Below are 23,118 nucleotides of genomic sequence, written 5' to 3'. Positions count from 1 at the left end.
ATCCCCCTCCCGCCGACGGGCCGTGTGGTAATTTTTTTTGCAAAGCTCGGGCGATGTGCAATTTGGGACAAACCCAAGCCTGCCGGGGATCGGGATGGGATACATCGCATTTACATGGATTGAAAGATTGTGCAAAGAATTGCAGCGGCTTGGCGCGGCGTTCAAAACGATCCCGGTTGGTAGCCTTTTTCTAGAGGCCACGTCCTGCGCGGAGTTCGGCTTGAAAACAGTTGATTTCCGACGTTTTCGATTTCTCAATAGCTCTCATTCTTGGCACTTTGGACGCAAGGCAAGGAGAGTATTATTTTTGCCTAAGCCCCCGTGGTATAAGGCATGCAGGGCCGCTTACGCATTGCACAGTTTTACCAGCGGAGAGTTGCTGATTTCAGTCGATCAAATAGCCTCTTATGGATTCGGGTTAGCCCAGCACCAACCACGTTGCCCGTTCAAGTAACGTGGAAGGCGAGAGGCTCAGACAACCTATGCTTTAACCAACCGAGAACTCGATTTTGCCAATTTTATTGGTTGATTTTTTCTTGGTCAGTCTGCTGATTAGGTCTGATGGAGAAAGATATAGGTTTTTTCTACCATCTTTTGTGTTCATGAAAAGCTTCAAGTCACATAACCCATTAAGATGAGTTCTGGCTGTGTTTTCCGAAACATCATAACTGCTTGATACCTCCTTGACTGTGAATATTCTGCCAGGTTCCTTTGCTCCTTTTTTTACTAGATCCTTCTGAATAAAGTTAAGCAGTGAGTTGTATTTTGTTGTTTCCAAAAGCTTGACAACTTGTTGGAACTCATTGGATCTGCTTTCTAAGTAGGTTTGCAGTTCCTCAAAGGCTTTAAGAATGATTTCAACTTGGAAGTCTATAAAGTAGGTTAAATCGTTCTGGTCCTTCTCTGTGTACAGGTACGATAAACCGTATCCCTTCGGATCATCTTTAAGAAGTTTGCTGATTGAGACATACCTAAAGAGCTCGTAGTCGCACTTCAGCATGTACCAGTAAAAAAGAGCTCTAGCGGTCCTGCCGTTGCCGTCTCTGAACGGGTGTTCATATCCGATCATGAAATGGAGGATAATAGCTTTGATGACTGGGTGTAAAAATTCGCAGCCGTCATCACCCGAGTGATCTCTGTTCGCAAATGCGCACAGGGCTAATAAGCGATCAGGTATCTTTTCAAAAGATGGGGGTTGATAGGCTATCTCATTGTCATTATCTGAGACATAAATATCGTTGCTTTCCCTAAAGGCGCCTGGAATAACGCTGTTTTCGGTAGTGCCGTGTGTTGCAATCTTATGAAAATCTAAAATCAAGTCTAATGTAAGTGGAAGATCCCTAGTTTGCTCTGCCTGCTTTAAAAGTAGGTAGTTGTTTAAGATCATCCTCTCGTCTTCATCTAGAGGGATACGATCTTCCTCTAGCATTTTCTTTGCGACTTCCCTAGTTGTAGATGCCCCCTCAAGCTGAGCGCTTGATATTGCTTCCTCCATGATTAATGAGGACACAAGGAATTTGCTTTGCAGGCTATCAGGAGCTTTGGTTCCTGCAATGGCGGCAACACTTCCACCTGCAAGTTTTACAATTCTATGCAGTTTAGAGTCCACAGAGTGCGGTATGCAATAAGTGAAAACTTCTTTGCTGTCACTTAGCAATGCCAAAGGTTTCATCTGCATATATCTTTTAAATTTTACGGCGTACCAAATGTCTGTCGCTTCCGCCCTTGGTACCCGCCATTTAAATTTATCCCAATGGAGATAGTTACCTTTCGCGTCAGTTACATCATATTTGTCAAAGTACTTACCGATTTTTTCAAAATCGATTTTCCCCGGATTGAATTTTGGAGCCCGCTCTACACTAGGCTTTGCCATGACATTTCTCAATTTTAAAAATTTGCGTTTTGATGCTTCGATATTGGCATAGTTATGCCCAAAGTCAAGGCGCTCAAGCGGCTTCATTCCGCTCCGTACGAGCCAGCGTGAGCAAGGCTCCCGCACGCTTCTGAAGCTTATTTTACGGGGTCGCCACACCGTATTCGAGATTGCTCATCTCATAGCAAGGCTTGCAGAATTGGCTGATGCTAAATTTTTCTACATTGCGTCGAGCTTCGACAGTTCAAGGTGAACACCTAGGCATGGTAGCAGTGGTGCTCGCGCCAAAAATTGCTTGAGGGCAACAGCGGCTTAATCCCTCTCTATCGCTCGTAAACGCGCTAAACCCTGATTGATGAAGCCAGCATTCTCACCAATTCGCTCAAGTGCCACGCGGGCATTTTCCCCTACGGTCTCGCATCCCTGCTGCTCGACTAACAGCACCAATTCCATCAGCGCAGCTTCGAGGCCGAGCTGATTTTCGTACATTTTTTCGAGGACGACGGTAAGGGAATATTCGCTGGCCATGCATTCGACTCCATTCGGAAAGCAGGAAGCATAGCAGGGCACCTGAGGGGGGAATTTCAGTTCGAGGCTGGGAAAAAGGTAATTTTGGTAAGCCGATGCGAAAAAATGACTGCAGCCCTTATAGGACGTGGCTTCAACGTATTACCTTTGAAGGTAATATTAGGTAAGGGAAGAGGTAATATTTTGCTAAGTGATTGATTTTAAAGGCTTTCGTAGGAGCATGAAATTACTACGACTAAGGGTAATTTTCTAACTCCTCTATTACCCTTTTATTACCTTTGAATAGGTCGCATAAACTATTGATTCTATTGAGTTTTATCGTCGATAAAAAAGGAAATTACCAATATTACCTTTTTCCCAGGGGTCAACCTGAAAACGGGGCGAAGCGAAGACGGGGAGGTTTGCTGGCCTTTCATGCACGCGGTTTTAACTATCACAAAGGCTCGCCTTTGCCGACGATAGACAGTGCTGGGATTGGAGCCGAGAACCGCTGCTTAAAAATTGCTAACGCGGTCGGCAGAAGGGATGGGAGGAGGAGGGAGGAAAACAGAACTGGTACGCAACTGGTACGTGGGCTGGCGGCGAGGTGTTCGTCCCTTTATTTGCGGGAGGTAAAAGAAGTATCAGTCCGATCCATCATCGGAGCGACGGAAAGCGCACGGAAAAAACCGCTGTGTGCTCTGCACTGGTGACAGCATTTAAGTCGATCAGCGTGCTCGTAGAGCCTTGCCAAACGGAAAAGACGTGAAGCCTGTTCCTGCAGTCCTAAGCCTACACTCCCTTGCGCCACCCCCTACACGTAAGACAGAATCCCCCGGCTTGTGCGTCTAGCCCGCAGGTTCTATCGTCCCAAAGTCACTGAAAACCAGTGATCGGGTTTGGTAGCCCGCTTCGTGTCTAGATGCATCGCACCACCTAATTCAGTCGCTTTCCCAGGACTAGGATTTCATGGTGGTCATGCGTGGGGCCCATTCGTGGGCGCCGGGTTCTAGTGCGACCGGTCTACCAACCCGCGTATGGCCGCCACCCATCGTTTGGTAGCGTGGGTGATGGCTTCTTTTAGTAATCGCGCTAGAGGTTCCATCTATGTTCAAGGTCACGCCCAACCCGCCGGAAACCGATCCCGCATCCCCCTACGAATCCCTCAACTCCAAAAAACTCCACGAAGCCGCCGAGCGCGCGCTCGATCACTACCTCCTTCCCGCCGGGCACATCATGGCCAGCGTCAACGAGCCCGAGCGCATGTTCTTCGTAAACCCAAAGTACGACTCGGAATCCCTGCTGGCCAATGCCAGTGAAACGCTGAGCTCCGCCTCGGAAATGCTCAACAACTTCGCCGCAGCACTCGACCCCTCGCACCGCAAAACCGCGCTGGGCATTGCGCAGGTGGTGATGCTGGGCGAGTTGGCGGTGAATCAGGCGTTGGATAACGTTGAGGTGAAGGCGTAAATCAGCTCCCTTTGTGGCGAACGGCTTAGCCGTTGCCACGGAGGGGCCGTTGGCACTGAGCAAAACAGCCGGGAGGAGGGTGAGTAAATGGACAGGGTGATGGCCATTTAGTAGCATCCCGCGCCTTTACTCAGGAGTCGCCGCACCATGGAAGCTACATCGTCCCAAGCTTGGTACAACACTCGTCCCGCCGTTGTCTTCATGGCCGTTTTTTATTGCTTTGTTGTATTGATTCAGGCCGGTCTGTGGGTGGCTCATGACGGGTTTCAGCAAGCGCGGGAAGGGGATATTTCGTTCCTGATGTTGTTGAACGTCTGCGTGGTGGCATTGTTGATGTTTGTCGGCGGCTTGCTGTTGCTGGCGAGAAAGAAGATCAGTTCACTGTGCTTTGTTCTGGCGTTGATCCTGGGAATTGCCTTTTCTCTGTCGCAGATGAACAGCGGTTCGGTTGTGCATCTGCTCACTCTGTCGATGTTCAAAGAATATGCACTGGTGTTTGGTATCTGGGTGTACAGCCTGCAATTGCGCACGACCGGCTACTTTGCCGCTAAATAACCCCCTCTGCATTGCCCGTAGCGCCCTGTTGGCTGAATAGGCCGGGCGCTTGATTATCAGCTATTTACGTGAAGAGAATTTATGTCTGCTCCTGATAAGCCGAAGCTGCCGCTGCAAGCATTTGTGATGTCGTGCCTGGTGGCCGGCTGGGGTCTGGTGTATGCCGGTCAGGTGAAGTGGGCGGTGCGTGTTGCCGCTTTGCTCTATCTCGGTGTGATTTTACTCGGTGTCTGCGGGGTGCCTGCCACGCCAGTGGGCCTGTATGTCTTCGCTACGTTTATTGTCCTGGTGAAACTCGGCTCGGCCACGGCAGCAGCGATATCGGTGCGCAAAAACGATAGTCCAGTGGCGAGTCCAAGTACTCGTTTCCATGTACTTTACGTGGTGGCGCTGGTCATTCTCACGCTGGTTCTTTTGGGGCCATTGCGAGGCCCGACGCTGGGCTTCAAGACTTACTTCATCCCCTCTGGCTCGATGGTTCCGACCCTTTCGATCGGTGACTATATCGTCACCAAAATGCGCATCGACGCGCCGCAGGTGGGCGACATTGTGACTTATCGCTACAACGGCACCGAGGCGGTCAAACGTGTGGCGGCGGTGGGTGGCGATACCTTGTCGATTGTTGACGGTAAGGTCATTCGCAACGGCGAAAATATGGGGCTGTTCTTTGCGCCGCCAGAGCGCGTGAAGGATCCTCGTTATCTGCAAACGCCGCAGACGGTGGTCGAGAAGGATCATGTTTATCTGCTCGGTGATAACCGCGATGTCAGTAACGACAGCCGCTTTATGGGCCAGGTCGCACTTGAGGACATTACCGGTAAAGTCACCGGAATCTGGTTTTCAGAGGATCGATCGAGGATCGGCACAGCCTTTCAGTGAGACCAAAAGCCGTCACTTTAAGGTGACGGCTTTCACTCGCAGATCTAGCCAAACTGACTCGCGGACTCAACCGCAGATTTAGGCTTCCTCAACCGCGTCAACTGATAAGCAATCGCCAACCAGACAAACCACCCCGGCATCACCATCAACGCAATCCGCGTATCAGGCCGCAACGCCAGCAACCCCAGCACAAACCCCAAAAACGCCAACGAGAACCACGCCATCGGCACACCGCCGGGCATCTTGTAAGCCGACTTCGCATGCAGATCCGGACGTTTTTTCCGGTAGGCGATGTAAGACGCGAGGATGGTCGACCAGGTGAAGATCACCAGAATCGCCGACACGGTGGAGACGATGGTGAACGCGGTCATGACTTCCGGCACGATGAACAGCACCAGCACGCCGACCAGCATCAACAGCGTGGTGAACGCCAGGCTCAGCAGCGGCACGCTGTTGTTCGACAGTCGGCGGAATATGCCGGGTGCGTTGTCCTGATTGGCCAGCCCGAACAGCATGCGGCTTGAGGAAAACACGCCACTGTTGGCCGATGAGGCCGCCGAGGTCAGGACCACGAAGTTGACGATACCGGCCGCTGCGGGAAACCCTGCGACGAGGAATAGTTCGACAAAGGGACTTTTGACCGGGGAAACCTGCTGCCATGAGGTCACGGCAATAATGCAGGTTAGTGCCAGGACGTAGAACAGAATGATCCGCAGCGGAATGGAGTTGATTGCCTTGGGCAGGGTCTTCTCCGGCGAGCGGGTTTCGGCGGCGGCGGTGCCGATCAGTTCGGTGCCGGCGAAGGAGAAAATCGCCATTTGAAATCCGGCGAAGAAGCCGAACAAGCCATTCGGGAACGCCGCTTGTTTGTCCACCAAATGACTCAGGGACGCGGTGACGCCACTGGGCGAGACGAAGGAGCTGGCGATCAGCACGGTGCTGACGGCGATCAGGGTCACGACGGCGATGATCTTGATGATTGCGAACCAGAACTCCACTTCACCGAACAGCCTGACGGTCAGCACGTTTAGCGCGAACAGGGTCGCGAGCATGCCGACGGCGGGTATCCACGCCGGTACGTCGGGGAACCAGTACTGGAAGAAGCCGCCAACCACGACGGCATCGCCGATCACCGCCACGCTCCAGCTCAGCCAGTACGACCAGCCGAGAAAGAATGCCGCGCGCGGGCCAAGGTAGGCACCGGCGAAGTCGGCGAAGGTTTTGAAGTTGAGGTTGGACAGGAGCATTTCGCCCATAGCGCGCATGACGAAAAACACAAACAGGCCGATGATCATGTAGATGAGGATGATCGACGTCCCGGAGAGGGCGATGATTTTCCCGGAGCCCATGAACAGGCCGGTACCGATGGCGCCGCCCATGGCCATTAACTGGATGTGACGATTGCTGAGCGTGCGCTGCAGCGCGGGCTGTTCGAGCAGCCCGGAAGGGGTCGATTTCATTGCAAAACCTCTTGATTTTATGTTTTTGAGTTTTGGCAGAAAGTAGGTGTCGAGCGTTCTTGTTAGAGGTGCAGCGGCTGATCACAAGGTGAATCGCCCCCTGTGGCTTGGGGGCGACAGTTAATGATCAACTGACGGTGCGCAGACGCGAGGCTTTGGCCGGTTGCGGATTGAGCAGTTGAAAGAGGTTTTTGATGTTGGCCGGTGTCGGCACCAGGTGGATGCGCTGGCCGATTTGCTGTGCCTGCGCCAGGTCTTTCAGGTAGCGCAGTGAGGAAAAGTCTTCCAAGGCAAAACCCACCGAGTCGAACACCGTGACCTGCGTGTCGTTCTCGCGCCCGGCCACTTCGCCCAGCACAATCCGGAAAAACTCGATCACCGGGGAATCGGCGTCCAGTTGCTGAATGTCGCCCTCGATGCGGGTTTGCGGCTCGAACTCGACGATGACCCGGGCGTTGCGCAGGATGTCAGCGTGCAGTTCGGTTTTACCCGGGCAGTCACCGCCGACCGCATTGATGTGCATGCCGGGCTCGATCATGTCGGGCGTCAGAATCGTTGCGTAGGCTTTGTCGGCGGTGACTGTGGTGACGATGTCGGCGCCCTTGACCGCGTCCTTCACCGAGCTGGCCAGAATCACTTCGATTTCCGGGAATGCGGCGAGGTTGTGCTTCAACTTGAGTGAAGCGTCGCGATCAATATCGAAAATGCGGATCTCGTTGATGCCCAACATTTCATGAAAGGCCAGCGCCTGAAATTCGCTTTGCGCACCGTTGCCGATCAGGGCCATCGAGGTCGCACCCGGGCGAGCCAGCGATTGCGCCACCAGCGCGGAGGTGGCTGCGGTGCGCACGGCGGTGGTCAAGGTCAGTTCGCTGAGCAGGGTCGGATAGCCACTCTGCACATCCGCCAGCAGACCGAAGGCCATGACCGTCAGCAAATTCTGCTGGCCGTTGTTCGGGTGGCCGTTGACGTATTTGAACGAGTACTGCTGGCCATCGTCGGTGGGCATCAACTCGATCACGCCGTCTGCCGAATGGTTGGCCGTGCGCGGCGATTTATCAAACTGTGCCCAGCGTGCGTAATCCGCTTCGATGTAGCCGGCCATTTCGCGCAGGGCGCGGCGGATACCGACTTGGGTGAACAGGCGTGCAGCATCATCGACATCAATAAAAAGCGTCATGGTCTTATTCTCCGATTCAGACATTGAAAGGCTGTAGAGCGCGGGCTGGCTCAGCTGCGTTTGCTCTCGAAACCGTGCAGCACGTTGACGGCATTGATGCCGATTTCATCGACCATGTAGCCGCCCTCCATCACGAACAGGGTCGGGCAGCCGACGCTGGCGATCAGTTCGCCGATGCCGATGAAGTCCTCGCTTTCCAGCAGGAAGTGGCTGATGGGGTCGTCCTTGAACGTGTCGACACCGAGGGAAATCACCAGCACTTCAGGCGCGAACTGCTGGAGCTTTTTGCAGGCGTGGAGCAGGGCGTTGCGATAGCTCTCCCAGGTGGTGTTTTTCGGCAGGGGATAGTTGAGGTTGTAACCCTCGCCGACACCCGCGCCGACTTCGTGGCTGTAGCCCGAGAAGTACGGATAGGACACCGCCGGTTCGCCGTGCAGCGACACGAACATGACGTCGCTGCGCTGGTAGAAAATGTTTTGCGTGCCGTTGCCGTGGTGGAAGTCGACGTCCAGCACCGCGACGCGTTTGGCGCCTTGGGTGATGGCTTGTTGCGCGGCAATGGCGGCGTTGTTGAGGTAGCAATAACCGCCCATGTATTCACGCGCGGCGTGATGGCCGGGCGGGCGGCACAGGGCGAAGGCACTGTCGTGGCCTTCATCGAGCAGGGCCAGGCCGGTGAGGGCGATATCGGCGCTGGTTTTCACCGCTTGCCAGGTCGTCGCGGTAATGGGCGAACCGGCATCCATGGCATAGAAGCCGAGCTTGCCGTCGATGAACGTCGGCACGTGCTCGCCGGCCAGATCGCGCACCGGCCAGACCAGCGGCAAGGCGTCGTGAGTGCGACCGGTTGCGCTCCATTCGCCCCAGGCAGTTTCGAGAAAACTGACGTAACGCTCGCTGTGCGCGTTGACGTAGCACGAGCGATCAAACGCGCGCGGTTCGACGATCTGCCCAAGGCCGACCTGTTTGACGCGGTTGTGCACGGTGTCGGCGCGACTCGGTTGTTCGAACGACGGTTTGAGCACGCCGTCCTTCAATTCGGTGCCGTGGTGCAAACGGTGGGAATCACTGAAAACTGTAAACATTCTGCGCATCCGTTATTGTTAGCCAGTGCAAATATTCTGTTCCGGCTGGGCTGCGCTTTCTTTGCTTTTTGTTCGTGATTCAGTCGATTATTCGGGCGTTTTTACTCAAGAGTGGCGTCATGCAGAAAAAAATATCCAAACGCATCAGCCTCGACGAGACCGACCTGGCGATTCTCGAGTTGTTGCAGGAGGACGCCAGCATTTCCAACGCTGAACTCAGCGAGCGGCTGTCGCTGAGCCTTACGCCGTGCTGGCGGCGGCGCAAGCGCATGGAGGAGGCGGGGGTGATCAAGGGCTATCAGGCCAACCTTGATCGGCGAATGCTTGGGCTGGATATCATGGCGTTTGTGCACATTCGTTTTTCCACCCATGCCGACCACGCGCCGGACGCTTTCGAGGCGGTGATTGCGCAATTGCCGCAGGTGGTGGCCTGCCACAAGATCACCGGTGATGCCGATTATGTGTTGCAGGTGTTGGCGGAAGATCTTGATAGCTACAGCGACTTTATCGAGCAGGTGCTCAGGCGTCAGGTGGGGATTGCGTCGATCCAGTCCAGCCTGGCATTGCGCGAGGTCAAGACCGGGAGCCGTATTGCGATCCCCAAGCCCGGCAAAGACTGATTGCGCTGGCGTCTTTTCAGCTTGCAGTGATCCGCTCGATCACAGGCGCCAAAGCGGGGCGCTTGTGTTGCCATTCCTCTTTGGTAATACCTAGTAGAACAACGTCGATCCGCGCACCATCCCTGGAGATGTTCTGCCGTCGCACACCTTCAATTTCAAACCCGAACTTCTGATGCATCTTCACCACCGCCGCGTTCATCGCCAGCACTTCGCAGTTCAGCTTCTCCAGCCCCGCCCCGCCAAACGCGTAGTCAAGCATCCAGAATTCAACGACACTGCCCAAGCCCTTGCCCTGCAACCCCACGTCCAGATAAAACGCCCAATCCGCGGTCCTGTGCAAAACATTGATCGCATTCAATGAAACAACCCCCACTGCCTGCTCATCCTTGATCACCACAAACACTTGCTGGCGCGGATTACCCTGCAAAGAGTTCATCCAGTTGGCATGTTCCTGCTCACTGATTTCATGCGAGGTGTACATGAATTTGCGTACGTCCGGTTGATTGCGCAGGGTGCGGACGTGGGCCTGGACAGCGGGGCTGGCGTCGGTGAGGGGCAGGAATTGCATGGGGATGTCCTTGTCGGCGGGTAAGCGATTCTGAACCGGCGCTGTCGATCAGCAAAGTTTCATCTTGCCGTGTGCGGCGCAGGCCTAGGATGTTGGCACAAGATCGTCGTTTTTCATCCCGAGGGGGAATCGTGCCATGAGCGCCAATGTCGTCAAAGTGCTGTTGATTGCTGCTGTGTCGGTGTTGAGTGCCTGTTCGGGCGCGGGTGGTTTGACCACCACCAGTTGTTTCTCCAGCGACTGTCAGTCGCCCCAGGGGCGTAATGCCAATACGTTGAAGTTTGGCGGCAACAGTATCGGCAGCAGTCTCAATCAGTACAGCTCCGGGATGTTGCATGACGATTGAGGTTTACTGCGCGGCAGGTACGGCAATCCATTCGCTCAGGGTCTGCTGATATTTACCGGTGACTTTGCTCAAGTGCAGCCACTGATCGACGTACAGTTTCCAGCTGATGTCATCGCGCGGTAGCAAATAAGCCTTCTCGCCATATTGCATGTACTGATGCGGATTCACCGCGCACAAGCCCGGTTTGAGTTTCTGCTGATACAGCGCTTCCGAGGCGTCGGTAATCATCACATCGGCCTGGTTGTCGAGCAGTTGCTGGAAGATCGTCACGTTGTCGTGCAGGGCCAGTTGCGCCTTGGGCAGGAAGGCGTGGACGAAGGCTTCGTTGGTACCGCCGGCGGGTTCGACCAGGCGTACGGCGGTCTGGTTGATCTGATCGACCGTCTGGTACTTGCTGACATCGGCGCAGCGCACCAGCGGGATCTTGCCGTCGGTGTCGAGGGTGTTGCTGAAGTAGGCTTTTTTCTGCCGCTCCAGCGTCACCGAGATACCGCCCATGCCAATGTCGCATCTGCCGGCCTGCATGTCCGGCATCAGGGTTTTCCAAGTGGTTTGCACCCATTGGACTTTGACCCCGAGGCTGTCAGCCAGTGAGCGAGCCATGGCGATGTCGATGCCTTCGAAATCGCCGTCGGTGCGTTTGAAGGTGTAGGGCTTGTAGTCGCCGGTGGTGCACACGCGCAACTGGCCTTGTTGCTGGATGGTGTCGAGATGCGAAGGGAGTTCCTGAGCCTGAACGGCGGTGGCCAAAGTTAGCGCACCGCAGAGAGTCATCGTGCTTTTTAGAATTGTCATTGAGCAGGGGGCTTCTGAAAGGGAAGGTGACCCAGTGTAGTAAAAGCCTCTCGTGAGTGTCATCAGAACGGGTCGCTGATCGGCGGATGACTGTCTTGGCCGCTTCAGCAGGCGAGATGATCCGCCAGATCCCGCGCCTGTTGTGAAGCCGCGAGGCGCGCCTGACGATCGATGTCTTCGCCGAGAATGGTCTTTTCGACGCGCAACTCATGCACATCGCTGATGCCGATAAACTCGAGCCACGCGGCCACATAGGGTTTCTGAAAATCGAAGCGTTCGGCGGGTGTGGCCGATTGCGCCGAAAAATCCATTCCGCAGGCATAGGCGCCCACAGCAGTTTTGTTTTTCAGCAAACCTTGCAGACCATGTTCTGGGTCGAAGCTGAAGAGAATGTCTTTCTGCGACACCAGGTCGATGAAGTGTTTGAGCTTGTAGGGAATGCTGAAATTCCACAGCGGCACCGACAGCACAATCAGGTCGGCACGATGCAGGTACGCGGCGAGGTGCTTGAGTTCATTCCATGCCGATTGCTGGGCCGGCGTCAGCGGCGTACCACTGAGGCCGGCGTACTTGGCGTTCATCGCTTCTTCGCCGAACTCCGGCAGCGACATGCCCCACAGATCCAGAGTTTCGACGTGGGTCTGCGGATGATGTTGCAAATAGCGATCGATAAAACTGCGCGCCACTTGCAGTGAGGCGGAGCGCTGTTTGCGCGGTGAGCATTCGATGTGCAGAAGGGTGGTCACGTGAAGCCTCGGCAGTCGGGGGAGTGAGTGCGAGGCATTGCAACATAGCTCGTTTCAAACTATAAATTGTGAATAAATCGGCCATTGATCACGTATCTCACTATGTTTGACGCCTTGTTGCTCAAGACCTTTGTCACCGTTGTCGATGAGGACGGCTTCAGTCGTGCCGCGGAAAAACTGCATCTGACCCAGTCGGCGGTCAGCGGTCATCTGCGCCGACTCGAAGAACAAGTCGGCAAGCCGCTGCTCAAGCGCACCACCCGTTCTCAGCAACTCACCGCCGACGGCGAGCGTTTGATCGCCTGTGCGCGGACGATTCTGGCGTTGAATCGCGATGCCTGGGCGCAGCTCACGCGCACGCCGTTTCAAGGGCGGATGCGGATTGGCGTGTCCGAGGATTTCGTCGAGGCGCGGTTGTTGCGCGCATTACAGGATTGCGCGGCGCAGCACCCGGGTATGGAAATCGATGTGCAGGTGAACATTCCGGGGACGTTGCTGGGGCAGATGCAGCAGGGCGATCTGGAGATGGTCATCGGTTCGCTATGTGAAACCGGCGAATCGGGGCGGTTACTCTGGCAGGAACCACTGGTGTGGGCGTGGGCCGCGCAACCCGTGACTCACCTGCCAACGCCATTGCCGCTGGCGCTGTTTCCCGAGCCGTGTCCGTATCGCGAAGCTGCGTTGACGCGTTTGGCTCAGGCGGGCATTTCCCAGCGTACGGCGATGTTGTGTTCGAGCACCGCCGGGTTACGTGCGGCGGCGTTGTCCGGGTTTGCCGTGGCGCCGATGCCGCTCAGTCAACTGGGGCGGGAGATGACCGCGCTGGGCGCGGAACAGGGCTTGCCGGCGTTACCGGATGCGCAGTTCCGCTTGTTTGTCGCGCCTCACGCTGAGCCGCAGATGATCGATGCGCTATCGCAGGTGATCGTCGAGTTTTGCTCGGCGCGGCGGCAGTGACGCAGATTACAGGCCAAGACCTTCTTGCACCGCCACCAACAGATTGTTTTCGGTCAGTGCGATGGCATCCAGCTGCTGACCTGTTTCAATCGACTGCATCCACCAATGGCTTTCACCGTGCTCATCCACGGTACGCAGCAGATAAGTGTCCGTGGCTGACGGGCTGATCTGCACCCGCCCGGCGCCATCCTCGGTAAACCGCGCAATGGGATCAAATGTCAGGGTTTGATGATTGGCCTCGATCACCAGTTGATCGATGGCGTAATCGTGGGTTTCGCCATCGGGTGAGCTTTCGCAAACGTGGGTCGGATTGCGCCGAATCTTCAGGCCGACTTCAGTCACCGGTTGCAGCCACGCCTCGATGCGGTGGTACAAGTCGTACACCTGCGCCGGCCAGCAATCGATCTCCAGCGTGGCATCCGCGTGGGTGTGCCGGGTTTGCTTGAGTTTGGCGGCGAGTTCGTCTGCTTTACTCATTTCGGATCCCTTGGTTTGATGTCTGCCTGTTAATCGTAGACCTTTCAACGGGGTACGGTGTTGCCTTGCGTCATGCGCCTGCAACACAAGCGTGTCGAAATCAGCGCTGGCCAAGTCTGGTCAGGATCGAAAACCACGGACGCAGGCGTCCCAAGGAGCGGGTAGATGAAAAAGCTGTTTACAATTTTGGCAGTGATTGCGCTGACGGCCGGTAGCATCGGTTTGAGTTCGGCGCGGCAATCGCAGTCGAGCAAAGCCCAGGCGGAATCGGTGGCGGGGGTATTCGATTACTACCTGCTGACGCTGTCCTGGTCGCCGACGTTTTGTCTGACCCACAAAGATGACTCGCAGTGTACGGGCAAGGGCTACGGCTTCGTGCTTCACGGGTTGTGGCCGCAATACGCCAAGGGTGGCTGGCCGGAATCCTGCCCGCCGCTGACCACGCTGAACGCGGCGCAAACCAGCAAAGGTCTGACGCTGTTCCCGACCAAAAAACTGCTCGACCACGAATGGTCCAAACACGGCACCTGCAGCGGCCTCGGCGCGATGGGCTATCTGGATGAAGCGGACAAAGCCGTGGCGGCGGTGAAAATCCCCGATGAGCTGCAACCGTTCAGCAGCTCCTACTACTTCGAAGCTCAGGAAATCGCCGACCTGTTCCGCAAGGCCAATCCGGGCATTCCAGCCGATGGCATCGCCGTCATTTGCAGCGGCCCGGAACTGTCGGAAGTGCGCGTGTGCATGGGCAAGGATCTGCAGTTCGGCGCCTGTGGCAAAGGCGTGAAAACCCAGTGCCGGGCGGGTGATATTCGGGTGCCGCCGTCGCGCTAAGCTGAGCGGTTTCCACGTATAAAAAAGGCGCCCGATCGGGCGCCTTTTTTTGCCTGAAGGTTTGAAGTACCCGACGAACTCCCGCATGCTTGCGCCCCCCAAAAGGATGACCCGCAACATTGCAAGGAGCTGTGCATGAGCGGAAAACCCGCCGCCCGCGTCACCGATCCAACCGTCTGCCCATTGCCGGGACATGGCACCAATCCCATAGCCAGTGGCTCGCCGAATGTCAATTTCGACGGTCTGGCGGCTGCGCGAATGACTGATAAATCTGCTTGCGGCAGCCCGATCACCGGCGCTGTTGCTTCGACGGTGTTCATCAATGGCTTGAACGCCGCCACGTTGGACAGCACCGGTGGTCACGGCAATGTCGTCATCGGCGGTTCAGGCACGGTGATCATCGGTGATACGGTGACAGCCGCGCCATTCAGTGGCCTGTTACCGATGCCGGTGCATTTCACTGACAGGTTGAAACTGGTCAATGACGTGACTGGTGAGCCCATGCCTGATCATCCTTACGTTATTCAGCGCGCTGACGGGCGTCTGGAACATGGGGTGTCTGACGCGAACGGATTCACCCACCAAGTCAGCTCGCATCTGCCGGAAACCATCAAGTTGTTTTTGGAGGAGTAAGGCATGACTGCTGAAACGGTAACGTGCGCGAAGGGCAACAATTACAAGCTTCACAATGAACATGCGCTGACGGACAAGAAGGATGTCAGTGACAAGCCTGTGCCGGTAGAGAGTACCAAGGCGATTGTGTTTTTTGTTGGTGGGGCAGGAGATAAGGAGAGCTATTATTTTTCGGGTCCGTATAAAAACGTCCAGTTTGCACGGCTAGAGTTTGATAAGCGTAATGAAGCGTTGAAAGATCAGGGCAAATATAAATCTGAATGGTTGGGTTACAACGAAATCAGAGGAAAACAAGATATACAAAGGCACGTTCTTAGCCTGATTCCTTACAAGAGTTGCCCCGTCTATATCATTGGTCACAGTCTCGGTGGGTGGAATGGTGCGCATCTGACAAAAATCATGTCGGAATGGGGTTACAAAGTTCAAATGCTGGTCACCCTGGATCCTGTAGGTGAAGGGGCTTTGGTCTGGTTGGGTTCGGATATTTATCGTGAGCGTCCCGATCCTGTTGCAGTTCAATGGATCAACATCAAAGCGACGCCGATACAAAGAGATCCATCAGACGGGGTTGCCGACTTTGGTAAAAAATGGATTGTCGCTTGCGGGCCTTCACTGAACGTTAATGTAAACACCAATCATGCAGACGCATTAGGGTTGTTCACTACGCGTATATCTGGCGACAAATCAGCATACGATATGTTGCACGATTCAATCATGAAGGATTTTTCGTAATGCATAAGTTGCTCCCTTACATTCTTCTGGGTGTTTGTTCCGGCTGTGCAAAAGACCACGTACAACCTCCTGCCAATCTGATTTATGTGTCAGTTGAGCGAGAGAAGTCACTGTTATACGACATCAGGTATGAGTCGGATATTGATGTTCTTGACCTCTTTGATCGAGGAGAAAGGCAGGGTATGGCCTCTGGTACGTTGGAGTGTGCGTTGGCAGATGACTATGACTTTTCAGTTGATAAAGCTATTCAGTTTTCTGCAGTTGGCGTAATTGAGTCTGAAAAAAGAGTGACAGCAAAAGCGAAATTTTCCTATCTCACCAGCGTATTCCTGGTTGAAACCTCTAGTAGCCGCAGCTCGCAGCGAGACTTGTCAGCGTCAGAACTGAACCACCTCCTCTCCAACAAACCACAGATCCCCTGCAAAGTCGTCGTCACCGCCTACGGCTACAAACCCTACTACTCAAACACCATGAACATACCCGTCGCGGATCTGCTGCGGGAAATCAACAAACCCCGATAACAGAAGCAAGGGGGATTTCAGGCGAATCCCCCCGCATCCACCCCCAACTCCCCACGCAAGAACTCCCCAAGGCCACGCTGCAACCCGCTCAACACACCCTCACGACTGACCAACGCCAATTCCGTCGGTGCCAGTTCCGGCAGATCCGTACACACCTGATGCTCAGGCAACACCGCCGACATCGGCAGCACCGACACTCCCAACCCCGAGGCCACCGCTGCTTGAATCCCGGTCAGGCTGTGGCTGCCAAACGCGACCCGCCAGGGGCGCTGGGCAACATCGAGCAAACGAATGGCGCGCTGCCGATACAGGCAGCCTTGCGGAAACAACGCCAACGGCAACACGCCGCTCGACGAATCAAACTCCGCACCCTTCGTCATGGCTCACACCCTGACCGCCACTGCGCGGGCCTCACGCCCGACAGCGCTGAACCTCGACACAGAAGCAATCATCACCGCGCGCACTGAGCTGGCGGCGTGCTTTCAACTGGCCGCGTTGCATGGCCTGGAGGAGGGCCATCTGCAATCATTTTTCGGCGATGGTGCCGGGGCATGACGATCTGTTTCTGGTCAATCCCTACGGTTATGCATTTGCCGAAGTGACCACGCAGAATCTGCTGGTCTGCGACTTCGACGGCAATGTAGTTGAAGGCGAAGGCCAGCCGGAAGCCACGGCGTTTTACATTCACGCGCGTCTGCATAAACAACTGCCGCGAGTGAAAGTCGCCTTCCACACCCACATGCCGCACGCCACGGCACTGTGCCTGCTACAAGGGCCGCCACTGTTATGGCTGGGGCAGACCGCGCTGAAGTTCTACGGGCGCACGGCGGTGGACGAGGACTACAACGGCTTGGCGCTGGACGCGTCCGAAGGCGACCGAATCGCCGGGGTCATGGGCGACGCCGACATTCTGTTCCTGAAAAACCACGGTGTGATCGTTGCTGCGCCGACCATCGCCGAAGCCTGGGACGACCTCTACTACCTGGAGCGCGCCGCGCAGGTGCAACTGCTGGCGATGGCCACGCAACGGCAATTGAAACCGGTGCCCCACGCCATTGCGCAACGGGCCTATGAGCAGATGCGCGAGGGCGATCCGCACAGTGCGCGGGCCCACCTGCACAGTGCAATGCGGCGTCTGGCCCTTCACAACTGACTAACCCTAAAGAGGCAATCGAAAATAAATCTGCGAACAGCGATCATCCAAACTCGTTGCGCGCCGATATACCTGGGCGGGACCGGGGTGTTTGCCCCGTAGATTCCGGTGGGCTACGCTCACAAACATAAGGGTTTTCCCGCTGGCGCCCTTGTCGTACCTGCCCAGGACTTGCTTTTGCCTATCCCTATTCACGATCCGCATCAGGCCCCCGGAGGCACCCTTAAACGCCTGCCGCTGCGCAAAGCGGCGGTACTGTTTATCGTTGCGGTGGGGTTGTGCCTGTCCGGCTTGCTGTACCTGCAACTGGAGCAGTCGCGGCGCCAGGATCTGGCGGTAGCGAAAGTAGCATCGAGCAACCTGACCCGGGCCATGGCGCAGCAGGCCGAGGACACCTTTCTCGCCGCCGATCTGGTGATGACCAGTCTGGTCGACTGGATTCAGGACGATGGCTACGGGGCGGCGCAACGTCCGCGCTTGCAGAAAACTTTCGCCCGGCGCGTGCAGCAACTCGATCAGTTGCACGGCATGTTTCTCTTCGACACGCAGGGCCAGTGGGTGATTACTTCGTTCGCCGATCTGCCCCGTGGCCAGGGCGTGGCGGACCGCGAATACTTCAAATTTCACCAGCAGAACGCCTCGACGCTGGCGCACATCGGCCCGGCGATTCGCAGCCGCGAGAACGGTGAGTGGATCATCCCGATTTCCAAGCGCATCAATGATCACGCCGGCAATTTTCAGGGTGTGTTGCTGGCCGGGATCAAGATGTCGTACTTCGACCGCTTCTTCGAAAGCTTCAGCCTCGATGATAAAGGCATCATGTTTCTCGGCTTGAGCGACGGCACGTTACTCGCCCGTCGGCCGTTTGATGAAAACCTGATCGGCACCTCGCTGGCGCAAGGGCGGATTTATCGCACGTTGCTGCCCGAAGCAGCGGCCGGCACGGCGATGATCAACTCAGTGGTCGACGGCGTGGTGCGTTTGTACGGCTATCGACGCTTGTCGGCGTATCCGTTGGTGGTGTCGGCGGCGACCTCGCGCGACACGATTCTCAAGGGCTGGTACGAGCGTGCGTTCCAGTCGAGTGTCATTGTCGCGTTGGTGATTCTCGGCGTGGGCCTGTTTGGCTGGGTGTTCATTCATCAGGTGCGCGATGGTGAGCGGATCGAGAAAAACCTGCGCAAGGCCCAGCGTACGCTGGAACAGATCGCCACTCACGACAGCCTGACCGGGTTGGCCAATCGACGTTTGTTCGAGCGTTCCCTGGAGATCGAATTTGCCCGGGGCGCGCGACAGGTCAGTCCGGTCAGTCTGATCATGCTCGATATCGATTTCTTCAAGCGCTACAACGATGCCTATGGGCATGTGGCGGGGGATCATTGCCTGACCCAGGTCGCTCAGGTGCTGCGGGCCTGCTGTCAGCGCAAGTCTGATCTGGCGGTGCGTTATGGAGGCGAGGAGTTTGCGGTGCTGTTGCCGGATACCGACATCAACGGCGCACTGGCGATTGCCGGGCAGATTCGGCGCAGCGTGATCGACAAGCACATCACCCACAGCGGTTCTCCGACCGGGTATCTGACGGTGAGTCTGGGCTGCTATTCGTTTATCCCCAGCGGCAATGACAGCCTGGAAGTGTTTATCCAGCGCGCCGATGCGGCGTTGTATCAAGCGAAAAATGCCGGACGCAATCGTGCGGCGGTGTTGTCGCTGGACAGTGGCCTGGCCGAGTTGATGCGCTCGGACCGCTGAACCATACGCTGACACAAACCCTGTGGGAGCGAGCTTGCTCGCGAAAGCGCAGTGTCAGGCGATGAAGATGTTGACTGATCTACCGCCTTCGCGAGCAAGCTCGCTCCCACAGGGATTTTCATCAAGCCAAGGTTATGTGAATACCCATACAACCGAGGGTTTTCACCACGGGTGGCTCTTGTTCGTTCAGCCGCCAGTGCCACCGCCCGCGCCACCAGTCCCGCCACCCGCCGAACCGGTGCCGCCTCCAGCCCCCGAGCCCGAACCGCTGGCACCACCATTGGTGCCAGTTCCGGAACCTGTGCCCGAAGAACCGCTACCGCCTGAAGGCGCGCCCGGGGTGTTGTCTGGCGGCATGGTTGTGCTGGTCGGGCCTCCGGATTTGGTGCCGGTGGCGTCAGCGCCATCATTGGCAGCGAAGCTAGCGGCCGATGCCGTGGCCAGCAGGCCCGCGAGCAGTAACGAGGTGAGTTTGCGCGTGATCATGATCCATCTCCAGAAAGGGTATGTACCTGATATTGGTCTGACGCGCCGAACCCTTGGTGCCGATTGGCTGACGAGCGGTCAGCGGGAACATCGAGTGGCCTCCTGATCTTCTCGAATATTGGCTATTTGCCGAACCCGGTACGAGGACTAACGTAGCCACACATTCACTTGCTGCCCGGAGCCACCATGAAACCTCGTACCGATTTCTACACCGCATCCCCAGACGCACTGAAAGCGATGATCGCCCTGGAAACCGCCGTTTCCAAACTGCCGCTGGAGAAAAACCTGATCGAACTGGTCAAGCTGCGCGCCTCGCAAATCAACGGCTGCGCGTTCTGCATCGACATGCACACCACTGATGCGATCAAGGGCGGCGAAACCCCGCGTCGCTTGTTCGCGGTGACCGCCTGGCGTGAAGCACCGTTCTTCAGCGACCGCGAACGCGCTGCGCTGTTGTGGACTGAATCGCTGACCCAACTGAGCCTCACCCATGCCCCGGACGAAGATTACGAAGTGGTCGCGGCGCAGTTCACACCGAAAGAAATGGTCGACCTGACCGTGGCGATCAGCACCATCAACAGCTGGAATCGTCTGGCCGTAGGTTTCCGCAAAACCCCACAAGCTTAAGCTACCCACAATCCCTTGTAGGAGCTGCCGAAGGTTGCGATCTTTTGACTTTGCTTTTTAAGAGACAAGATCAAAAGATCGCAGCCTTCGGCAGCTCCTACAGGGGGCATCAATGCCCATCCGCACTCGGCGCCGCCGGTGGTTGCACCTTGCGCATCAAGGGCACCATCGCCGTGGCGATGACGAAGCACACGCCGATCATCAAAAAGGTGTCGCCGTAGGTCTGGGTTTGCGCCTCGCGGTAGGTCAGCAACCACAACTGGCGCAGGCTGGCGGTGACGCCGACGTCGCCGCTCTGGCCCAGACTCGCGAAGTTGCCGCCGACCTGCGACAGCCACTGATTCATCGCTTCATTGCTGCTGTTCAAGTGTTCGGCCAATCGCGTGAAGTGCAGATTGGTGCGGTCATTGAGGATGGTTGCGCACGCCGCAATACCAATTGCACCGCCCAGATTGCGCATCAGGTTGAACAGGCCCGACGCATGCTTGAGGCGTGCCGGTGCCAATCCACCCAAGGTCAGCGTCACCGCTGGCGGCACCGCCAGTTGCTGGGCAATCCCGCGCAACGCTTGCGGCAGCATCAATTGTCCCGCGCCCCAGTCGTGGGTAATCGGGCTGAACTCCCACATCGACACCGCAAACAAGCCCAGACCTACCATCATGATCCAGCGCAGATCAACGCGATTGGCCAGAAAGGCATACAGCGGAATCGCCATGATCTGGAACACACCGGTGGAGAAAACCGCCAGACCAATGTCCAGCGCGCTGTAGCCGCGCACTCGGCCGAGGAACAGCGGCGTCAGGTAGATCGTGGCGAACAGGCCAATGCCGGTGACGAACGAAAAGAAGCAACCGAGGGCGAAATTGCGATCCTTCAAGGCGCGCAGATCGACGATCGGATTGGCCACCTGCAAGGTGCGGCCAATGAATGCCAACCCTGCCAAGCCACTGATCCACGCGGTAGTCAGAATGGTCTGGTCGCTGAACCAGTTCCAGCGCGGGCCTTCTTCGAGGGTGTATTCCAGGCAGCCGAGAAACAGCGCGAGAAAGACCATGCTCAGATAGTCCGCGCCTTTGAGCAGCGACAGTTCCGGCTGGTCGATCTTCACCAGCATCGGCACCGCTACAGCGACGAAAATCCCCGGCACCAGGTTGATGTAGAACAACCAGTGCCACGAGGAAATATCAGTGATCCAGCCACCGATCACCGGACCCATTGTCGGTGCCAAAGACGCGACTGCACCAATGGTTGCCGCAGCGATCACCCGTTGTTTGCCGGTGAAGAAAAAGAACGCGGTGGTAAACACCAGCGGAATCATCGAGCCGCCAAGAAATCCTTGCAGCGCGCGAAAGGCAATCATGCTCTGGATGTTCCAGGCCACACCGCAGAGCAGGCTGGCGAGGGTGAAGCCGACCGCCGACGCGCAGAACAACCAGCGCGTCGAGAACACCCGTGACAGCCAACCGGACAGCGGAATCACGATGATTTCGGCGATCAGGTAACTGGTCTGCACCCACGCGGTTTCGTCGGTGCCGGCAGACAGCCCGCCGCCGATATCGCGCAGCGACGCCGAGACAATCTGGATGTCGAGCAGCGCGATGAACATGCCGATGCACATGGTCGCGAAGGCGAATACCTTGGTCGCGGTCGCCATGTCCGCCGCATTGAATGGCTGTGCAGGGGCGGCGAGGGCGGTGCTCATGGTGCGACGGCCACGGCGCTGGTTTCCGGTTGTGCACGGGTGTCGACTTCCGCCGTTACCGACAGGCCCGGGCGCAAGTGCCCGAGTACGCCGTCAGCCGGGTCAAGGAGGATCCGTACTGGCACGCGCTGGACGATTTTGGTGAAGTTGCCGGTGGCGTTTTCCGGCGGCAGCACGCTGAATTGCGAGCCAGTGGCGGGGGCGAGGCTGTCGAGACGACCGTGGAACTCCTGACCCGAGAGCACGTCGGCGCGGATGCTCACCCGTTGTCCGGGTTTCATCCGCGCCAATTGGTCTTCCTTGAAATTGGCATCCACCCACAAACCGCTGGCGGGCACCACCGACAACTGTTGCGAGCCGGCTTGAGCATAGGCGCCAACCCGTGCGCGGCGATTGCCGATCACCCCATCGACCGGCGCGCGCAGTTCGGTGTAGCCGAGGTTCAGTTGTGCCAGATCGCGTTCGGCCCGGGCTTGCTGAAGGGCGGCGCGGGCCTGTTGTTTCTGGGTGTCGATCACCGCGAGCTGGCGTTGCGCGGCGAGCAGTTCGGCCTGCGCGCGGGCGCTGAGGGCTTGCGCGGTTTTGAAGGTGGCGTCGGCGCGTTGTGCGCTTTCCACCGACACGGCATTGGTGGTCACCAGGCGTTTGTAGCGCGCGTTGTCATCCCGCGAGCGTGCGGTTTCTGCGCCAGCGGCGTCGATGCCGGCGCGGGCCTGGCCGATCACTGCTTGTTGCAGTTGTTCGGTGGCGTCGAGGTTGGCCAGCAGGGCTTCTTCGGCGGCCACGGCGCCTTCGGCCTTGGCGAGGTTGGCGCGATAGTCGCGGGCGTCGAGGCGAATCAACACATCGCCGGCCTTTACATGCTGGTTGTCGCTGACCAGCACTTCATCGATGTAACCGGCGACTTTCGGCCCGATCACCGTAACATCGCCACCAATATAGGCATCGTCGGTTTCTTCGAGAAAACGCCCGGCCCCCCACCAATGCACGGCGTAGACCCCGGCGAAGATCAGCGCGAGCAATCCGGCGCCGGGAAGCAGCAAGCGTTTAAGCAGGGGCGGCTTGGTCTTCACCACAACAGGTTCGAGGGTGGGCATGCTGGTCATGGCGGATTACCTGGGTAAGCGGGTCGTTATTACGGCTGTAATATGACGTAGGTAATATTT

At 56.8% G+C, this 23,118-nt stretch carries 24 protein-coding genes and 2 pseudogenes; 13 read left to right on the top strand and 13 right to left on the bottom strand.

The features are described from left to right. Positions 1-487 precede the first annotated feature (487 nt). Both FGA82_RS06100 and FGA82_RS06095 read right to left on the bottom strand, forming a co-directional pair. Positions 488-1,960 carry a Fic family protein gene (locus FGA82_RS06100; RefSeq protein ID WP_212760528.1) on the bottom strand — a complete coding sequence of 491 codons (1,473 nt, stop codon included), beginning with the start codon at positions 1,958-1,960 and terminating at the stop codon, positions 488-490. Positions 1,961-2,185: 225 nt separating this feature from the next. Beyond that, positions 2,186-2,401 (bottom strand): hypothetical protein, encoded by a 216-nt coding sequence (locus FGA82_RS06095; RefSeq protein ID WP_141126392.1) that lies wholly within the window; start codon positions 2,399-2,401, stop codon positions 2,186-2,188. Between the two features lie 1,086 nt (positions 2,402-3,487). On the opposite strand from FGA82_RS06095, the gene FGA82_RS06090 reads away from it, so the two are divergent. From FGA82_RS06090 to lepB, 3 genes are all read left to right on the top strand, one after another. Further along, positions 3,488-3,850, top strand: a complete 363-nt coding sequence (locus tag FGA82_RS06090) for a DUF6124 family protein (protein ID WP_141126391.1) — start codon at positions 3,488-3,490, stop codon at positions 3,848-3,850. A gap of 147 nt (positions 3,851-3,997) precedes the next feature. Then, positions 3,998-4,405, top strand: a complete 408-nt coding sequence (locus FGA82_RS06085; protein ID WP_141126390.1) for a hypothetical protein — start codon at positions 3,998-4,000, stop codon at positions 4,403-4,405. An 81-nt stretch (positions 4,406-4,486) separates the two neighbouring features. Next, positions 4,487-5,284 carry a signal peptidase I gene (gene lepB / locus FGA82_RS06080; protein WP_141126389.1) on the top strand — a complete coding sequence of 266 codons (798 nt, stop codon included), beginning with the start codon at positions 4,487-4,489 and terminating at the stop codon, positions 5,282-5,284. A gap of 44 nt (positions 5,285-5,328) precedes the next feature. Here lepB and FGA82_RS06075 read toward each other — a convergent pair whose 3' ends face one another. The 3 genes from FGA82_RS06075 to FGA82_RS06065 form a co-directional block, all read right to left on the bottom strand. Next, the gene (locus FGA82_RS06075; RefSeq protein ID WP_141126388.1) at positions 5,329-6,744 is read right to left on the bottom strand and encodes an amino acid permease; all 1,416 of its coding nucleotides are present in this window, start codon (positions 6,742-6,744) and stop codon (positions 5,329-5,331) included. A gap of 127 nt (positions 6,745-6,871) precedes the next feature. Further along, positions 6,872-7,924 carry an ornithine cyclodeaminase gene (locus FGA82_RS06070; protein ID WP_141126387.1) on the bottom strand — a complete coding sequence of 351 codons (1,053 nt, stop codon included), beginning with the start codon at positions 7,922-7,924 and terminating at the stop codon, positions 6,872-6,874. Positions 7,925-7,974: 50 nt separating this feature from the next. Next, on the bottom strand, positions 7,975-9,009 hold the full coding sequence (locus FGA82_RS06065) for a histone deacetylase family protein (protein ID WP_141126386.1): 1,035 nt from the start codon (positions 9,007-9,009) through the stop codon (positions 7,975-7,977). A 119-nt stretch (positions 9,010-9,128) separates the two neighbouring features. On the opposite strand from FGA82_RS06065, the gene FGA82_RS06060 reads away from it, so the two are divergent. Then, on the top strand, positions 9,129-9,629 hold the full coding sequence (locus FGA82_RS06060) for an Lrp/AsnC family transcriptional regulator (RefSeq protein WP_093433799.1): 501 nt from the start codon (positions 9,129-9,131) through the stop codon (positions 9,627-9,629). Positions 9,630-9,645: 16 nt separating this feature from the next. Here FGA82_RS06060 and pseH read toward each other — a convergent pair whose 3' ends face one another. Beyond that, complete coding sequence (pseH, locus tag FGA82_RS06055) at positions 9,646-10,197, bottom strand: UDP-4-amino-4,6-dideoxy-N-acetyl-beta-L-altrosamine N-acetyltransferase (RefSeq protein WP_141126385.1); 552 nt, start codon at positions 10,195-10,197, stop codon at positions 9,646-9,648. Positions 10,198-10,333: 136 nt separating this feature from the next. Between pseH and FGA82_RS06050 the strand changes: the two genes are divergently transcribed. Then, on the top strand, positions 10,334-10,543 hold the full coding sequence (locus tag FGA82_RS06050; RefSeq protein WP_141126384.1) for a hypothetical protein: 210 nt from the start codon (positions 10,334-10,336) through the stop codon (positions 10,541-10,543). A 3-nt stretch (positions 10,544-10,546) separates the two neighbouring features. Here the strand turns inward: FGA82_RS06050 and FGA82_RS06045 are convergent, their stop codons facing one another. Both FGA82_RS06045 and FGA82_RS06040 read right to left on the bottom strand, forming a co-directional pair. Then, positions 10,547-11,338 (bottom strand): transporter substrate-binding domain-containing protein, encoded by a 792-nt coding sequence (locus FGA82_RS06045; protein ID WP_171057248.1) that lies wholly within the window; start codon positions 11,336-11,338, stop codon positions 10,547-10,549. A 104-nt stretch (positions 11,339-11,442) separates the two neighbouring features. Beyond that, positions 11,443-12,084: an FMN-dependent NADH-azoreductase gene (locus FGA82_RS06040; protein ID WP_141126382.1), complete on the bottom strand. Its 642-nt coding sequence runs from the start codon at positions 12,082-12,084 to the stop codon at positions 11,443-11,445. Between the two features lie 102 nt (positions 12,085-12,186). Between FGA82_RS06040 and FGA82_RS06035 the strand changes: the two genes are divergently transcribed. Further along, positions 12,187-13,041, top strand: a complete 855-nt coding sequence (locus FGA82_RS06035; RefSeq protein WP_141126381.1) for a LysR family transcriptional regulator — start codon at positions 12,187-12,189, stop codon at positions 13,039-13,041. Between the two features lie 6 nt (positions 13,042-13,047). Here the strand turns inward: FGA82_RS06035 and FGA82_RS06030 are convergent, their stop codons facing one another. Next, on the bottom strand, positions 13,048-13,518 hold the full coding sequence (locus FGA82_RS06030) for a hypothetical protein (protein ID WP_141126380.1): 471 nt from the start codon (positions 13,516-13,518) through the stop codon (positions 13,048-13,050). Positions 13,519-13,683: 165 nt separating this feature from the next. Between FGA82_RS06030 and FGA82_RS06025 the strand changes: the two genes are divergently transcribed. The 4 genes from FGA82_RS06025 to FGA82_RS06010 all read left to right on the top strand — a co-directional run bounded on the left by FGA82_RS06025 (position 13,684) and on the right by FGA82_RS06010 (position 16,235). Further along, positions 13,684-14,349, top strand: a complete 666-nt coding sequence (locus FGA82_RS06025; protein WP_141126379.1) for a ribonuclease T2 — start codon at positions 13,684-13,686, stop codon at positions 14,347-14,349. A gap of 135 nt (positions 14,350-14,484) precedes the next feature. Beyond that, complete coding sequence (locus FGA82_RS06020) at positions 14,485-14,982, top strand: PAAR domain-containing protein (protein WP_141126378.1); 498 nt, start codon at positions 14,485-14,487, stop codon at positions 14,980-14,982. A gap of 3 nt (positions 14,983-14,985) precedes the next feature. Beyond that, positions 14,986-15,714 (top strand): alpha/beta hydrolase, encoded by a 729-nt coding sequence (locus FGA82_RS06015; protein ID WP_141126377.1) that lies wholly within the window; start codon positions 14,986-14,988, stop codon positions 15,712-15,714. Further along, a complete protein-coding gene (locus FGA82_RS06010; RefSeq protein ID WP_141126376.1) occupies positions 15,714-16,235 on the top strand; it encodes a hypothetical protein in 522 nt (173 codons plus the stop codon). Before FGA82_RS06015 ends, FGA82_RS06010 begins: the two co-directional genes overlap by 1 nt. Positions 16,236-16,252: 17 nt before the next feature. On the opposite strand, the pseudogene FGA82_RS06005 reads toward FGA82_RS06010, so the two are convergent. Next, positions 16,253-16,609: pseudogene (locus tag FGA82_RS06005) on the bottom strand (LysR substrate-binding domain-containing protein); the annotation flags it as partial. Positions 16,610-16,613: 4 nt separating this feature from the next. On the opposite strand from FGA82_RS06005, the pseudogene FGA82_RS06000 reads away from it, so the two are divergent. Both FGA82_RS06000 and FGA82_RS05995 read left to right on the top strand, forming a co-directional pair. Then, positions 16,614-17,388: pseudogene (locus FGA82_RS06000) on the top strand (aldolase). A gap of 177 nt (positions 17,389-17,565) precedes the next feature. Continuing rightward, the gene (locus tag FGA82_RS05995; protein WP_141126375.1) at positions 17,566-19,137 is read left to right on the top strand and encodes a sensor domain-containing diguanylate cyclase; all 1,572 of its coding nucleotides are present in this window, start codon (positions 17,566-17,568) and stop codon (positions 19,135-19,137) included. Positions 19,138-19,323: 186 nt separating this feature from the next. Here the strand turns inward: FGA82_RS05995 and FGA82_RS05985 are convergent, their stop codons facing one another. Continuing rightward, positions 19,324-19,623 carry a hypothetical protein gene (locus FGA82_RS05985; protein ID WP_141126374.1) on the bottom strand — a complete coding sequence of 100 codons (300 nt, stop codon included), beginning with the start codon at positions 19,621-19,623 and terminating at the stop codon, positions 19,324-19,326. 186 nt (positions 19,624-19,809) lie between these two features. Here FGA82_RS05985 and FGA82_RS05980 point away from each other — a divergent pair, with 186 nt between their 5' ends. Continuing rightward, positions 19,810-20,250, top strand: coding sequence for a carboxymuconolactone decarboxylase family protein (locus tag FGA82_RS05980; RefSeq protein ID WP_141126373.1), 441 nt, complete (start codon positions 19,810-19,812; stop codon positions 20,248-20,250). Between the two features lie 109 nt (positions 20,251-20,359). On the opposite strand, the gene FGA82_RS05975 is transcribed toward FGA82_RS05980, so the two are convergent. Both FGA82_RS05975 and FGA82_RS05970 read right to left on the bottom strand, forming a co-directional pair. Further along, positions 20,360-21,952 carry a DHA2 family efflux MFS transporter permease subunit gene (locus FGA82_RS05975; protein WP_141126372.1) on the bottom strand — a complete coding sequence of 531 codons (1,593 nt, stop codon included), beginning with the start codon at positions 21,950-21,952 and terminating at the stop codon, positions 20,360-20,362. Beyond that, positions 21,949-23,058 carry an HlyD family secretion protein gene (locus tag FGA82_RS05970; protein WP_122597025.1) on the bottom strand — a complete coding sequence of 370 codons (1,110 nt, stop codon included), beginning with the start codon at positions 23,056-23,058 and terminating at the stop codon, positions 21,949-21,951. Before FGA82_RS05970 ends, FGA82_RS05975 begins: the two co-directional genes overlap by 4 nt. Between the last annotated feature and the right edge of the window lie 60 nt (positions 23,059-23,118).

Origin of the sequence: Pseudomonas fluorescens (genome assembly GCF_005938625.1) — a bacterium.
Lineage (GTDB): Bacteria > Pseudomonadota > Gammaproteobacteria > Pseudomonadales > Pseudomonadaceae > Aquipseudomonas > Aquipseudomonas fluorescens_BD.
The sequence above is the reverse complement of the archived record's forward strand: the minus strand, read 5'-3'. Positions and strand labels throughout refer to the sequence as shown.

Excerpts from the sequence above, each read along its gene's own strand:
- FGA82_RS06045 (WP_171057248.1), bottom strand. The coding sequence starts at position 11,338 with ATGACAATTCTAAAAAGCACGATGACTCTCTGCGGTGCGCTAACTTTG.
- FGA82_RS05975 (WP_141126372.1), bottom strand. The coding sequence starts at position 21,952 with ATGAGCACCGCCCTCGCCGCCCCTGCACAGCCATTCAATGCGGCGGAC.
- pseH (WP_141126385.1), bottom strand. The coding sequence starts at position 10,197 with ATGCAATTCCTGCCCCTCACCGACGCCAGCCCCGCTGTCCAGGCCCAC.
- FGA82_RS06030 (WP_141126380.1), bottom strand. The coding sequence starts at position 13,518 with ATGAGTAAAGCAGACGAACTCGCCGCCAAACTCAAGCAAACCCGGCAC.
- FGA82_RS06095 (WP_141126392.1), bottom strand. The coding sequence starts at position 2,401 with ATGGCCAGCGAATATTCCCTTACCGTCGTCCTCGAAAAAATGTACGAA.
- FGA82_RS06100 (WP_212760528.1), bottom strand. The coding sequence starts at position 1,960 with ATGAAGCCGCTTGAGCGCCTTGACTTTGGGCATAACTATGCCAATATC.
- FGA82_RS06010 (WP_141126376.1), top strand. The coding sequence starts at position 15,714 with ATGCATAAGTTGCTCCCTTACATTCTTCTGGGTGTTTGTTCCGGCTGT.
- lepB (WP_141126389.1), top strand. The coding sequence starts at position 4,487 with ATGTCTGCTCCTGATAAGCCGAAGCTGCCGCTGCAAGCATTTGTGATG.
- FGA82_RS05985 (WP_141126374.1), bottom strand. The coding sequence starts at position 19,623 with ATGATCACGCGCAAACTCACCTCGTTACTGCTCGCGGGCCTGCTGGCC.
- FGA82_RS06075 (WP_141126388.1), bottom strand. The coding sequence starts at position 6,744 with ATGAAATCGACCCCTTCCGGGCTGCTCGAACAGCCCGCGCTGCAGCGC.
- FGA82_RS06025 (WP_141126379.1), top strand. The coding sequence starts at position 13,684 with ATGAAAAAGCTGTTTACAATTTTGGCAGTGATTGCGCTGACGGCCGGT.
- FGA82_RS06035 (WP_141126381.1), top strand. The coding sequence starts at position 12,187 with ATGTTTGACGCCTTGTTGCTCAAGACCTTTGTCACCGTTGTCGATGAG.
- FGA82_RS06060 (WP_093433799.1), top strand. The coding sequence starts at position 9,129 with ATGCAGAAAAAAATATCCAAACGCATCAGCCTCGACGAGACCGACCTG.
- FGA82_RS06020 (WP_141126378.1), top strand. The coding sequence starts at position 14,485 with ATGAGCGGAAAACCCGCCGCCCGCGTCACCGATCCAACCGTCTGCCCA.
- FGA82_RS05980 (WP_141126373.1), top strand. The coding sequence starts at position 19,810 with ATGAAACCTCGTACCGATTTCTACACCGCATCCCCAGACGCACTGAAA.
- FGA82_RS06050 (WP_141126384.1), top strand. The coding sequence starts at position 10,334 with ATGAGCGCCAATGTCGTCAAAGTGCTGTTGATTGCTGCTGTGTCGGTG.
- FGA82_RS06015 (WP_141126377.1), top strand. The coding sequence starts at position 14,986 with ATGACTGCTGAAACGGTAACGTGCGCGAAGGGCAACAATTACAAGCTT.
- FGA82_RS05970 (WP_122597025.1), bottom strand. The coding sequence starts at position 23,058 with ATGACCAGCATGCCCACCCTCGAACCTGTTGTGGTGAAGACCAAGCCG.
- FGA82_RS06065 (WP_141126386.1), bottom strand. The coding sequence starts at position 9,009 with ATGTTTACAGTTTTCAGTGATTCCCACCGTTTGCACCACGGCACCGAA.
- FGA82_RS06070 (WP_141126387.1), bottom strand. The coding sequence starts at position 7,924 with ATGACGCTTTTTATTGATGTCGATGATGCTGCACGCCTGTTCACCCAA.
- FGA82_RS06085 (WP_141126390.1), top strand. The coding sequence starts at position 3,998 with ATGGAAGCTACATCGTCCCAAGCTTGGTACAACACTCGTCCCGCCGTT.
- FGA82_RS06090 (WP_141126391.1), top strand. The coding sequence starts at position 3,488 with ATGTTCAAGGTCACGCCCAACCCGCCGGAAACCGATCCCGCATCCCCC.